Source organism: Acinetobacter sp. YH12233, from assembly GCF_013417725.1.
Taxonomy (GTDB): domain Bacteria; phylum Pseudomonadota; class Gammaproteobacteria; order Pseudomonadales; family Moraxellaceae; genus Acinetobacter.
The window spans coordinates 1-13,324 of the sequence record NZ_VPDK01000006.1 but is presented as its reverse complement, the minus strand read 5'-3'; the positions used below and the strand labels follow the sequence as shown (position 1 = coordinate 13,324).

General features: G+C 42.3%; 12 protein-coding genes and 1 pseudogene. 11 read left to right on the top strand and 2 right to left on the bottom strand.

Annotated elements, in window-relative coordinates; all coding sequences use genetic code 11:
* Positions 1 to 209: 209 nt before the first annotated feature.
* From FTV12_RS04310 to FTV12_RS04265, 10 genes are all read left to right on the top strand, one after another.
* Entirely contained in the window at positions 210 to 2,990 is a 2,781-nt protein-coding gene (locus FTV12_RS04310) for a nitrate reductase (protein ID WP_180033565.1), read from the top strand.
* Entirely contained in the window at positions 2,987 to 3,625 is a 639-nt protein-coding gene (locus FTV12_RS04305) for a molybdenum cofactor guanylyltransferase (protein ID WP_180031745.1), read from the top strand. The genes FTV12_RS04310 and FTV12_RS04305 overlap by 4 nt, the downstream gene beginning before the upstream one ends.
* Before the next feature lie 135 nt (positions 3,626 to 3,760).
* Complete coding sequence (gene moaA / locus FTV12_RS04300) at positions 3,761 to 4,813, top strand: GTP 3',8-cyclase MoaA (RefSeq protein WP_179993154.1); 1,053 nt, start codon at positions 3,761 to 3,763, stop codon at positions 4,811 to 4,813.
* A gap of 1 nt (position 4,814) precedes the next feature.
* The gene (locus FTV12_RS04295) at positions 4,815 to 5,066 is read left to right on the top strand and encodes a MoaD/ThiS family protein (RefSeq protein ID WP_005234437.1); all 252 of its coding nucleotides are present in this window, start codon (positions 4,815 to 4,817) and stop codon (positions 5,064 to 5,066) included.
* 1 nt (position 5,067) lies between these two features.
* The gene (locus tag FTV12_RS04290; protein ID WP_180033564.1) at positions 5,068 to 5,616 is read left to right on the top strand and encodes a molybdenum cofactor biosynthesis protein MoaE; all 549 of its coding nucleotides are present in this window, start codon (positions 5,068 to 5,070) and stop codon (positions 5,614 to 5,616) included.
* A 49-nt stretch (positions 5,617 to 5,665) separates the two neighbouring features.
* Positions 5,666 to 6,589 (top strand): bifunctional molybdenum cofactor biosynthesis protein MoaC/MoaB, encoded by a 924-nt coding sequence (gene moaCB, locus FTV12_RS04285; RefSeq protein WP_180033563.1) that lies wholly within the window; start codon positions 5,666 to 5,668, stop codon positions 6,587 to 6,589.
* Complete coding sequence (locus FTV12_RS04280; protein ID WP_180033562.1) at positions 6,589 to 7,818, top strand: molybdopterin molybdotransferase MoeA; 1,230 nt, start codon at positions 6,589 to 6,591, stop codon at positions 7,816 to 7,818. Before moaCB ends, FTV12_RS04280 begins: the two co-directional genes overlap by 1 nt.
* A gap of 15 nt (positions 7,819 to 7,833) precedes the next feature.
* The gene (gene modA, locus FTV12_RS04275) at positions 7,834 to 8,595 is read left to right on the top strand and encodes a molybdate ABC transporter substrate-binding protein (RefSeq protein WP_180033561.1); all 762 of its coding nucleotides are present in this window, start codon (positions 7,834 to 7,836) and stop codon (positions 8,593 to 8,595) included.
* Positions 8,596 to 8,621: 26 nt separating this feature from the next.
* Positions 8,622 to 9,305 (top strand): molybdate ABC transporter permease subunit, encoded by a 684-nt coding sequence (gene modB, locus FTV12_RS04270; protein ID WP_180002452.1) that lies wholly within the window; start codon positions 8,622 to 8,624, stop codon positions 9,303 to 9,305.
* Position 9,306: 1 nt separating this feature from the next.
* The gene (locus FTV12_RS04265; protein WP_180033560.1) at positions 9,307 to 9,948 is read left to right on the top strand and encodes an ATP-binding cassette domain-containing protein; all 642 of its coding nucleotides are present in this window, start codon (positions 9,307 to 9,309) and stop codon (positions 9,946 to 9,948) included.
* On the opposite strand, the gene FTV12_RS04260 is transcribed toward FTV12_RS04265, so the two are convergent.
* Positions 9,938 to 12,490, bottom strand: coding sequence for an EAL domain-containing protein (locus tag FTV12_RS04260; protein WP_180033559.1), 2,553 nt, complete (start codon positions 12,488 to 12,490; stop codon positions 9,938 to 9,940). The genes FTV12_RS04265 and FTV12_RS04260 overlap by 11 nt on opposite strands.
* A gap of 144 nt (positions 12,491 to 12,634) precedes the next feature.
* Positions 12,635 to 12,811, bottom strand: a complete 177-nt coding sequence (locus tag FTV12_RS04255; protein ID WP_373687220.1) for a diguanylate cyclase domain-containing protein — start codon at positions 12,809 to 12,811, stop codon at positions 12,635 to 12,637.
* Between the two features lie 77 nt (positions 12,812 to 12,888).
* On the opposite strand from FTV12_RS04255, the pseudogene FTV12_RS04250 reads away from it, so the two are divergent.
* Positions 12,889 to 13,324: pseudogene (locus FTV12_RS04250) on the top strand (IS30-like element ISAba125 family transposase); the annotation flags it as partial.

Below are 13,324 nucleotides of genomic sequence, written 5' to 3'. Positions count from 1 at the left end.
TATGAAAATGAATGTTTCTGCGACCTTTTTGATACATGCCGGATGAGGGCGAGTTTTGCGGATGACAATGGTTTTGCCTACTTTTCCCGAAAGAAAAGTAGGTCGAACCGAAGGTTGATCCAAATAAATGAGTTGCATTGAAAAGACACCGTTGTAATGAACCTTTTTTGAAAAGAATTAAATTGTGTTTCAACTCCTAAGGAGCATCCATGAACAGTATTCCCGTTGTGGAAATTGAAAGCTCCACAGAATTAAAAACTAAAACCACACAGACCACGTGCCCATATTGTGGCGTGGGTTGTGGTGTGACTGCACATGTAACGTCGACCACATCAGCTCCGAAAGTGACTGTTGAAGGTGATGCCAACCATCCTTCTAATTTCGGCAAGTTATGCATCAAAGGCAGTAATCTAGCAGATACTTTAGGATTGGAAACCCGTCTACTACAGCCAATGCTGGGTCGGAAAGATCAGCGTGAAGACACGAGTTGGGATACTGCAGTTTCGTCCATTGCCAATAAATTTCAGCAATGTATCGACCAGTATGGTCGTGACAGCATTGCCTTTTATGTCTCGGGTCAGCTGCTGACTGAAGACTATTATGTAGTGAACAAATTCGTCAAAGGCTATCTCGGTACTGCAAACATCGATACCAATTCACGTCTGTGTATGTCTTCAGCTGTTGCTGCACATAAACGAGCTTTTGGCGAAGATTTGGTTCCAGCCAGCTACGAAGATTTCGAACATACTGACATGGTGGTACTGGTCGGTTCCAATACCGCTTGGTGTCATCCAGTGCTGTATCAGCGCATTATGAAAGCCAAGGAACAGCGCGACCTGTTTGTGGTCGTGGTTGATCCGCGTTTTACCAGTACCTGTGAAGCAGCAGATCTACACCTACCAATTCTGCCAGGTCAGGATGTGGCGCTGTTTAATGGCTTATTGCAGTACCTCTGGAAAAATAGTCACGCAGACCAAGAATTTATTGCTCAACATACACAAGGCTTGGAGCAAGCCTTAGTACAAAGTGAAGCTGAGTCTCCGATTCAAGAAGTTGCTCAACGTACCGGTATTGCAGTCGAGAAACTGCAAACTTTTTATCAGAAATTCGCTCAAACTGAAAAAGTCATGACTCTATTTTCAATGGGGGTCAATCAGTCTTCGCAAGGGGTGAATAAAGCCAACAGTATTATTAACTGTCATTTGCTCACCGGTAAAATCGGTAAACTCGGTGCAGCGCCATTTTCCATGACCGGTCAGCCAAATGCGATGGGAGGGCGTGAAGTCGGTGGTCTGGCCAATATGCTGGCTGCACATCTGGATTTAGAAAATTCGGGACATCAGCAGTTGGTACAAAGCTTCTGGCAAAGTCCAACCATCGCGACTCAGGTTGGCCTCAAAGCAGTCGATTTATTCCAAGCCGTTGAAAGTGGCAAGATTAAAGCGATCTGGATTATGGCAACTAATCCGGTAGTCAGCTTACCAGATGCCGATCAGGTTAAACGTGCCCTGGACAAATGTAAATTCGTGGTGGTGTCTGATATCTGTCAGGACACGGATACCACACAATATGCTGATGTCTTGTTACCCGCTTTAGGTTGGGGTGAAAAAGATGGCACCGTGACCAATTCGGAACGTCGTATTTCACGTCAGCATGCATTTTTGGATGCACCGGGTGAAGCCAAAGCGGACTGGTGGGCGATCAGTCAGGTGGGTCAGAAGATGGGTTTCACAGGTTTTGATTTTAATAATAGCCATGACATTTTTCTGGAGCATGTCCGATTATCTGCCGAGCAAAACTCTGATTTAAGTCAGCGATCTGAAACGCCATATTTCCGTTATTTCAACTTGCAAGGCTTAAGTAATTTAACTGCACAAGAATATGACGAACTGGATCCAGTGCAGTGGCCAGTTTGGGATAAGCATCAAGATGCGAAATCTGTCACCCGGTTATTTGCTCAAGGTCAGTTCAGTCATGCGGATGGCAAAGCCAAGTTTATTGCTACCACAGCGATTGATCCGGTAAATCTGGTTTCCAGTGAATATCCTTTAATTTTAAATACCGGCCGAATCCGTGACCAATGGCATACCATGAGCCGTACCGGTTTATCGGCGAATTTGAGTACGCACCGTGCCGAACCTTACTGTGAAATTCACCCGAATGATGCACTAAAATACGGGATTCAGGATGGTGAATTGGTTGAGGTGAAATCGCAGTGGGGCAATTGTGTCTTGCGTGCGACTATTAGTGACAATATCCGCCGTGGACAGGTCTTTGCACCCATTCACTGGAATGATCAGGTCGCATCCGATGCGCGTATTGGCAAACTGGTGAATCCGGTAGTGGATGCTATTTCGGGTGAGCCAGAATTCAAGCATACTCCGGTTATCATCCATCCATTTTATAGCCAGTGGCAAGGCGTATTTTATGTGCGTCAAGGCTTTGAAAAAATCGTACAGCCGTCGATTGAAGCCACCGTGTGGTGGACTAAAATCACTACCAGCAAGGCAGTACGTTATGAACTGGCAGACCGGAAGAAATTTAGCTACACCACTGAGCATTTAAAAGAATTATTGCCATTTCAGGATGAAAGTTTTGAATGGCTGAATCTTGAAGATCAGACCGCCCATATCAGTCATAGCGTGATACTTCAGGATGGTCATGTGATTGCCAGCCTATATATTGCACCGAAGGCCTTATTGCCGGACCGTGACTGGGTGGCAAGTCTGTTTAAACGTGAACGTTTAAGTGCTATGCACCGTAAAGCCTTACTTGCCGGACAACCAATGTCGATGGCAAATAATGAAGGTCCACTGGTCTGTAGCTGTTTTAAAGTCGGTAAAAACCGCATCATTGAAACCATTAAAACTAAAAATATTACGGATGAAAAACAGGTGACCGCATGTTTAAAAGCCGGAGGGAATTGTGGTTCGTGTTTACCTGAAATCCGTGGCCTGATTAAAACATGTCAATTGGAGACGGTAGAATGAAAAAAGGAGCCGAGAGAGAAAATAATAAAACAGCCTATCCGCGTACTGATCTGGTGATCCTGGCGGGTGGACAGGCAAGACGCATGAATGGCATTAACAAACTGTTGCAGAAATTCGATGACCAGATTCAGCTGATCAAGATTCACCAACAGCTGAAATCGAATGTTGCACAGGTCTGGATTAACAGCCATCGCGACTATTCCATTTACCAGAAACTTATTCCCAGTGTTCATTATTATCAAGATGATGAGCCGGGCTTTCAGGGGCCGTTAATGGGCATGAAAAGTGCCTGGTCGCATGTGCAGTCGGATTATGTACTGTTTGTCCCTTGTGACCTAACTTATATTCCTTCCAAAGTATTGCTCAAGTTACACCAGGCTCTAGCCAAAAATAGTCTGGCTCAAGTGGCCTATGTGGAAATTAACGGCAAGCCACTTTATCCATTTTGTCTGGTCAAACGCAGCAGTCTGGCAACCCTGAACTTACATCTTGAACAGGAACAGCGCAGTCTTAAACACTGTTTTGCTGATTTGCACGCACAAGTGGCACGTTTTAAAAATCGTGCGCTATTTTTTCACAGTATTAACTCGCTGGATGAACTGCAACAGTATCAACAGCTCAAATTTCTGCACTAAAAACTGAATATTTTGCCTTTGGCACAAAGTTGGAACACTTATTGCAAATCTAATTATTACAAGATTGGGCGATTTGAGTTTCGCGCACTGCATATGTGCAACAACCCGCCCAATGCCTGAAGATGGATGTTCAACATGAATATGATGACACAGCTTAAAAATGATGCCTTGTTTGTCGATCAGTTCGGTCGTGGCAAGCGCAAGCTAAGGATTTCAGTGACTGATCGCTGTAATTTTAAATGTGTTTATTGTATGCCTGAACATCCGGAATGGATGAAAAAACACGATCTGCTCAGTTTTGAAGAGCTGTATCAATTTTGCGATTTTATGGTGCGTCATGGCATTCAGTATATCCGCATTACCGGTGGTGAGCCTTTAATGCGTCAGGGCGTAGTGCATTTTGTTGAACAACTGCAAGCGCTGAAAAAGCTGGGACTACAACGCATTTCCATGACCACCAATGCACATTATTTAAAACAATATGCACAAGCCTTAAAGCAGGCAGGACTGGATGACCTGAATATCAGCCTGGACAGTCTGGATGCTGATCAGTTTAAACAGCTGACCCAAAAAGATTTAGCACCTGTGCTGGAAGGAATTCAGGCAGCACAAGTTGCTGGATTACCGATTAAGATCAATACCGTATTGATGCAGGGTATAAATGACGATCAGATCCTGCCATTGGCGCGCTGGTCAGTTCAGCAAAACATTGTCTTGCGCTTTATCGAATTTATGCCACTTGATGGTGATCACAATTGGTCTACTGAGCATGTAGTCAGTGAACAATACATTTTAGAAACTTTGGCGACTGAATTTACGCTCACTCAAAAAACTAATAATTCTGCCCAATCAGCTTCGGAACCCGCACGCCAGTATCTGATTGATGGCCATCCGATTGGAATTATTTCAACCATTACCAATTCATTTTGTGGCAGCTGTGACCGCTTGCGATTGACTGCACAAGGTGAATTTTATAACTGCCTGTTTGCACCTCAAGGCTTGAATCTTAAAAAGGAAATCAAATCACTAAATTCATCTGTCGCTCTAAGTGAGTTGAATTTGTATGGTGCTTTATCCCGATATATCTGGAACAAAGAACAGGGCTTTCATGCCATAGAGCAGCGTTTAAAAAATCAAAGTATGAATCAAAACAGCCGCAAAATTAGTATGCACATGATAGGAGGCTAAGATGTCACAGATCAGAATCAGAATTGAAGCCTTCGGTGCGGTAGAGCGACAGTTACCGCAAGATCTCGAAATTATCTGCAAATCTCAAAGTACCGTATCTGAAGTTTTGAATCAGGTGGGACAAGATTATCCTGATGCATTTGGCATGATTGAACGCTGTGCCTGTGCCATTGGTGAAGACATCATTTCACGTCAGACACCTCTTAATGCTGACAGTACTTTGGTGCTGTTGTCACCTGTCGCAGGAGGCTGAAATGAGCGAATTCAAGCAATTTTCTAGGATTCAAGATACTACTTTAGATCTGGAAAGTTTTGATCCGATCCAGTCTTTTCCTGAATGTGGTGGAGTTGGAGTATTTATTGGAACGGTACGCAATCACCATGAAGGTAAAGCAGTCAAGGCACTGAAATATACGGCCTATGCACCTGTTGCAGAAAAAATGATTCGCCAGATTGAACAGGAAATCCAGGCCAAATACGGCGTGTCCTATGTGCGGGTGATTCATCGAATTGGGGCATTAGATATTGGTGAAAAAGCCATTATTGCAATTGCTTATGCTGCACATCGACATGAGGCTTTTGCTGCTTGTGAGGAAGCAGTAGAGCGGGTCAAACATGAGGTGCCAGTCTGGAAAGAAGAGTTTTATATGGATGGCAGCAGTCAATATGTTGAGGGGTGTTGTATCCGTAAAGATGTAGAAATTACTCATACGCATCGTCATTCAGAACATTCAGATGAGACGCATCAACATTGTCATCATGCCAAAGAGAATACACCATTCATCTATCAATGGCCGATATAAGTCAGAACAGACACACGTTTTAAGAAGAAATGAACTATAGGAACATGCAATGAAAAATGTCGGGATGAAAGCAGAAAGTTATCGGACTGCAGTAGCTACAGGGATTCTGCATGCACCGCCACATTGCATTGAATTATTACGGAATGGCAATACGGAAAAGGGTGATGCACTAAAGACAGCTCGCATCGCCGGGATTTTAGGGGCTAAACGAACCGATGAACTGATTCCACTTTGTCATCCCTTACCAATTTATCGTGCAGATGTGGAATATGAACTGTTTGATGCACATGTCGAAATTATTGCCACAGTAGAGACTATTGGTCCAACTGGTGTGGAAATGGAAGCCTTGACTGCCGTTAGTCTGGCTGGATTAACCCTCTATGACATGCTCAAACCACATTGTGAACCGGAAGACTTATGTCTGGATCAATGTAAATTGCAAAAGAAAAAAGGCGGTAAATCGCATTTTACCCGTGTCTTAAAAGAAGCCTTGCCAGCATCCATCATTGTGCTTTCAGATACAGTCGCTGCCGGTAAAAAACCGGATACAGCAGGGCAAAATGTCCTGGAAATATTACAAGAAGCCAATTTTGAAAATATTGCCTATCAGGTAATTCCAGATGATCCTGAACAGTTATTGGCATTGGTTCATCAACAGAAAAATGACTATCCATTGATCCTGACTGTAGGTGGAACAGGCTTAGGTCCTAAAGATTTAACCGTTGAAACTTTACAGCCTTTACTGAAACGGGAAATTCATGGACTCATGGAAGCTTCACGCAGTTTCGGCCAGAAACGAACGCCGTATGCGGCTTTAAGTCGTGGCGTTGCTGGCTATATTGATAACAGTTTGATAATGACTTTACCGGGCAGCCGACAAGGGGCAAAAGAGTCTTTAATTGCTATACTACCAGCGTTGGTACATTTATTTGATGTGCAGAAAAATATTCCACATCAAGGTGGTTATCAATAATGTCTGGATGCGGAGCAGAACATGGTCTGATTACAGTAGATCAGGCTTTAGAATTAATTTTGCAGCATACTCAAGTGTTAGCAACTGAACGATTGAAGTTGAATCAGGCCTTAAATCGTTATCTGGCAGAGGATATTTATTCTGGGATTAATCTACCGTTATTTTCGCAAAGTGCCGTAGATGGTTATGCATTGTGTACCCAATCTGCAATTGAACCAGAACGCGAATTCCAACTGATTGGTGAAATTCGGGCGGGACAACAGGGTGAACTGAAACTTCAGGATGGTCAGGCAGTCAGGATTTTTACTGGCGCTAAAATTCCGCTTGGGACTACTACGGTCGCACGTCAGGAAATTGTTCAAGTGATTGATTCATCCAAAATCAAAATTATGGAACAGCTCAGCGCTCATGCCGATATTCGCGATGTGGGCGAAGAAATTTCAGTCGAGCAATTATTGGCCAATAAAGGTCAGCAACTGTCAGTCGGTGCAATTGCCTCTTTAAGCATGGCGGGGATCAATACTGTTGAGGTTTTTCAATATCCTAAAGTGGCTGTGGTCATTACAGGTGATGAAGTTGCTGAAAGTATAGAAGACTTTGTAGCGGGTAAAATCTTTGATGCCAACGGTCCCTTGATTGAAGCCTGGTTTCAGCAAGCCGGGCAGCAGGTTGAAATTTTTCATGTTGCAGATACTGAGGCGGCAGTACGGAATCTCATTCAAGAATTATCAGCAAGCTATGACCTGATTTTAACCACAGGCGGTGTATCTGTCGGAGATTATGATTTCATTCGGCCTGTAGCACTAGATTTAGGCTTTGAACAGATATTCTGGAAAGTAAAACAGAAGCCGGGCAAGCCGATGTTCTTTGCCCAGCTACAGCGAAATGATAGTTCACATTGTTATCTGCTGGGTTTGCCGGGAAATCCCGCAGCAGTGTATGTCGGCATGCAGATCTACACCGCAACTTTATTAAATGCCTTACAAGGACACAAATCTCAGCCGAACTGGTTTAATGCTGTACTCACCCATGATCTGAAAATGAATGCCAGAGAGCGCTTTTTAAGAATGTCTGCCAGCTTTGAGCAGTCGGTTTTACGAGTTAAAAGTCTGTCTAAGCAGCAATCACATATGCTGAGCAATCTCATGCAGGCCAATTGTCTGGTTCGCATTCCGGCAGGAAAAAGCCTGAAAGAAGGGGATCTTGTTCAAGGCTTATTTATTCACTGATAAGGGTAGATGCACATGAAAAAATCTCTGTTTTTATCCATGTGCATTGCCATGATGTTTTCCTCAGTCCATGCAGGAACAGTGAAGGTTTACGCCGCAGCGAGTCTAAATAATGCTGTGACCGAAATTTCCAGGATTTACCAAGCCCAACATCCACAAACTAAGATTATTTCCGTATTTGGTGCATCTTCTGCTTTAGCCAAACAGATCGAAGCAGGAGCTAGTAGTGATCTATACTTTTCAGCTGATCAGGATTGGATGAATTATCTGGTACACAAGAAACTTATAAATTCCAGTTCAGTTCATCCCATCCTGTTAAATCAGTTAGTGGCGATCAGCCCGAAACATCTGAATATTCATTTTAAACCCCAGTCCAGTTTTAATTTTGCCCAGTCCTTTAAAGGTTATGTATGTACCGGGCAAATGGAATCAGTGCCTGCCGGAAAATATGCCAAGCAAAGTCTGACCAAACTGAACTGGTTAAATGGCTTGAAAGGACGAATTGTTGGAACGGATGATATACGCTCGGCTTTGGCTTTCGTCGAACGCGGTGAATGTGAAGTGGGGATTGTCTATAAAACTGATGCCTTGATCAGCCGAAAAGTAAAAATCATCGGTACTTTCCCAGCAAATTTACATAGTCCGATTATTTATCCTTTAGCTTTGACATGGCAAGGCGCACAGAATAAAGAAGCAGTGCAATTTGAACAATTTATACAAAAAAGTGCGCAGGCTAAAGCCATCTTTCAAAAATATGGATTTAGGCTGAACCCCTAGACAATGGCTGGAGAAATAACTGCAAGATGTTAAGTCCAGAAGAACTCAGTGCGCTCTACCTGTCTGCCAAGGTGGCCAGCTTTGCGACCTTATTCTGTTTACCTTTTGCAGTAGCATTGGCTTGGGTTTTGGCCAGATATGAATTTCGGCTTAAGTTTCTGGTCGAAGCATGTTTGCAATTGCCGATGGTGCTGCCACCTGTGGTTTTGGGTTATCTGCTTCTGATACTGTTTGGTAATCAAGGCATGATTGGCCAATATCTCAATACACTCGGGTTGCAACTGGCATTTAACTGGAAAGGGGCGGTATTGGCCTCGATGATTGTGGCATTTCCGCTGATGGTGCAACCGATACGTTTGTCATTTCAGCTTATGAACCAGCAACTCGAACATATCGCAGGTTCATTGGGAGCAGCACCGTGGAAAGTGTTTTGGAGTATCAATTTACCTCTGGCGATTCCCGGTATGCTGATTGGCAGCATCTTATGTTTTAGCCGCAGTCTGGGTGAGTTTGGTGCCACCATTACTTTTGTGGGCAATATTCCGGATGAAACCCGCACTATTCCCATCGCAATTTATTCCTTACTGCAACAACCAAATGGTGAAGAAATGGCGATGCGTCTGGTGACATTGTCTATTTTCTTGGCATTTACTGCTTTAATTGCCAATTATTTTATTTTGCAAAACTATCAACGGAAATTAGGAGGCTGAAATGTTGAAATGTAATTTTCATTATCAACAAGCCGATTTCGGGTTGAATATTAAACTGGAAATGTCGCAGCAACTGTTAGGGATCGTGGGTACATCTGGAAGTGGAAAAAGTACTTTACTCAAAAATATTGTTGGACTATTAAAACCTGACCAAGGATATATTCAGTTTAATCAGCAGGATTTAATCAATACAGAAAAGAAAATTAATATTCCAATGCATCAGCGCAAGATTGCATTAGTTTTCCAGAATGCTTTGCTGTTTCCACATATGAATGTGCAGCAGAACCTATGTTATGCAGAAAAACTGGTATCTAGAGCAGATCGAAAATTCCAGTTTGAAGACATCGTGGAATTATTAGAATTAAAGCCTCTAATTTATCGCAAAGCCCATCAGCTATCAGGTGGAGAAGCGCAGCGCGTTTCTATTGGTCGGGCATTATTGTCTTCACCAAATTTGTTGCTACTAGATGAACCTTTAACGGGACTGGATCAACAGTTAAAACAGCAGATTTTACCTTTTCTAAAACGGATGAAAGATGAGCTGAATTTACCGATGATTTATGTGACCCATCATTTAGAAGAGTTAGCTTACTTAGAAGCTGAAACTGTACTGCTCAAACAGGGAACATTAATCAGGAACTGATTAACTCTAGCTGATTGAGCCGGGCAGGTTTTGCATAGTAAAAACCTTGCAGATAATCACAATGATGCGACTTTAAGCACTCAGCCTGTTCAGGGTTTTCAATTCCTTCCGCAACAACTTCCAGATCCAGCTTATGCGCTAGGGTAATCATGGCTTCAATAATGGCCTCATCTCGTGGATTGCCGGGTAAATGCTGTACAAAGCTACGATCCAGTTTGATCTCATCGATCGGAAGACTACGTAAATAACTTAAACTCGAATAACCAGTGCCAAAGTCATCCACCGACACTTTAATCCCCAAAGCCCGGACATTTTTTAAGATCTCAATGGACTTATCACCGCTGGCGATTAGCATACTTTCAGTCACTTCCAGTTTAAGCAGCTCATGCGGGAATTCAATTTCTGCTAATAATTGCTGTAGATCGCTCAGGAATCCACTTCTTTTAAACTGTAAAGGAGATAGATTGACGGCAACCGAAATTTGAGTCTCATGCTGCATATTCCAGGCTTTGACTTCCTCACAAGCCTGTCTAAGTACCCATTCGCCAATTGAGACGATTTGCCCGGTCCTTTCTGCAAAAGGAATGAAATCGGCAGGAGAAATAAAGCCTTTTTCTGGATGTTGCCAGCGGATCAAAGCTTCCAGACATTTGACCTTGCCCGTTTCACTGTCCAGAATCGGCTGATAAAACAGTTTAAACTGCTGTTCATGCAGAGCGACCATCAGTTCATGACGAAGCTGTACATAATCTACCTTCGGTAAAGGCTCTTTCGTGAAATTATACCAGTGCCAAGTATTACCCCCTTCGGCATTAGCATCACGCATGGCATCCTTGGCTGCATTGATAAACTGCTTAACGCATTTGATGTCGGGATCAGCATCAGCGACACCGATACTTGCACTCAGGTGAATATCATAGCCATCCACATGGAAAGGCTGAGATAATCCGGCGATGATTTCTTCGGCACGTACAGCAACTTGCTTGAGATCATTCATTTGAGTTAATAAAATTGCAAACTCATCCCCTGAAAATCTGGAAATCACATCTTCAGGCTGCAGATTTTGACTCAGACGATTGCCCACTAGTTTTAAAATTTTATCGCCAATATCATGACCGAGGCTTTGATTCAAAGGTTCAAAATCATCCAGATCCAGATATAAAAGCACTAGATTTGCAGAACCACTCTGCGCTAGATGCAGTTTTTCCTGAACCACTTCTTCAAACAGCTTATTGTTGATAAAGCCGGTTAAATGGTCATGTGATTCCTGATAAGCGATTAGTTCTTGCTGGGCAACATGCTGACTCACATCCTGTTGAATGGCAATGAAATGAGTGCACTTATGATTTTCATCAAAGACTGGACCTAGGTTTAGCTTGTTCCAGAACCAGTGTCCATCCTTACGATAATTTTTCAGGACAATCTTGATTTCAGATTTATTCTGAATGGCTTCGCTGATTTGCTGGACGCTTTCCGCGGAAGTATCAGGTCCCTGCAAGATGCGGCAATTTTTTCCTTTGAGTTCTTCCAGGCTATAACCGGTAATCTGCTCAAAGGCCGGATTAACATATTCAATAGGCTGGTCATTTTCTGCCGAGGTTAAAATAATGCCATGCGGATTTGCATCGACACTACGTTTCATTAAGCGCAGCATTTCATTGTTTTGATAACGTTCAGTAATGTCGCGTGCCACGCTAAAAATACCGACAATTTCCTCATTCACTTTAATTGGCAAAAAAGTTAAATCGAGCCAGTATTTCTGTCCTGCCGAGTTATGTGCCTGAACTTCAAGATGTCCAGTCAAGCCATGCTTGGCCTGCTCAAAGGCTTCTAAGGCAAGAGGGCGATGTTCAGGTTCAATAAAATGGTCAATTTTAGTTCCGATATGCGATTTAACACCAACTTCGTTAAAAAATTTGGTGGCCAGGTTGGCATCTACAATATTGCCGTCCAGATTATGCTCAAAAATTGCATCGGGATGAAAAGAGAAAAATGACTGATATTTATCTTTGAGATGATTTCGTTTTTTGCGTTCTTCATACAACTCAAAGGTTAAGGCGATCAGCGAAGCCGCATATTGCAGAAGGTCAATTTCATTTGGAGTAGGGGACTTAATCGAACGATAATAAGTACCAAAAGAGCCAAAAAGTTTGCCACTCCCATTGGCAATTGGTACCGACCAGCAGGCTCTTAAACCATTTTGTTTAACCAGATCTTTATATGCGACCCAGTTCGGATCATTGAATAAATCCTCACAGACCACTAAACGACGATGATATGCAGCTGCACCACAAGCGCCAACATTCGGGCCGATTTTTAGATCTTTTGAAGCTTCTACATATTCTCTGGAAAAATAGGCTGGTTCTTTTATTAAATTAAGCGTTTGTTCCTGTTCCGAATACAACATGACAGATACCAGTGCATCCGGGATTTTATCCCCTAACCATACGGTAATCGCATCTATGATATCCTCTAAGGCAGCAGCTTGACCAATCAGATTAAAAATCTCTTGGCTGGTGCCTCCATTATAAAAAGAAGTCATATTGTATCCTTAAGTATAAACCTCTATATAAACCTAGAAGTATTAGAGAAATTATACTGTTTTTTTGAATAAAAGATCTAAACCCTATAACACAATAACAAAATAATATATTTAAATTATCTACTTAATAACTGTATAAAAATATTATAACTGAGCACTTTTTTCACCTGTTACCACACGATTTCTCCCTAAATGTTTGGCTTGATATAAATTCGTATCTGCTTGTTTTAAAACTTCTTTGATATCAGACGAAGTTAAAGGCCAGTGTGCAATACCGAGTGAAACAGGGCAGAGTAAAACTTGAAGTGCGACATAAACCACCTAATTAATTTAAAGGGTTTATGGAGTATATAAAATTGTCATACCATCATCTTAACTTTGAAGATCGTACTGCATTAATGCTTGAGTCAAGAAAAGAAGGCTTTTCAGCCAGAAAATTTGCTGAACTCATTAAAAGACATCCTAGTACGATCTATCGTGAGCTTAAAAGAAATAGCATCAATGACGTTTATCAAGCTCAATATGCTTCTGATAACACCTTCGCTAGACGTAGACGCGGTCACAGAAAACTCAAAATCGACTCAATTCTCTGGAGATTTATTGTTGAAGCGATCCGTTGTTTATGGTCTCCTCAGCAAATAGCAAAGCGTTTAAAGACATTTCCTGATTTGGATCAAACAATGAATGTAAGCCATACAACGATTTATTCAACTATACGAGCATTACCAAAGGGTGAGTTGAAAAAAGACTTATTATCCTGTCTGCGTCATGAAAATAAAAAGCGAAAAGCTAACGGTGAACCTAAAAAAGATTCTATATTACAGGATATTAAAA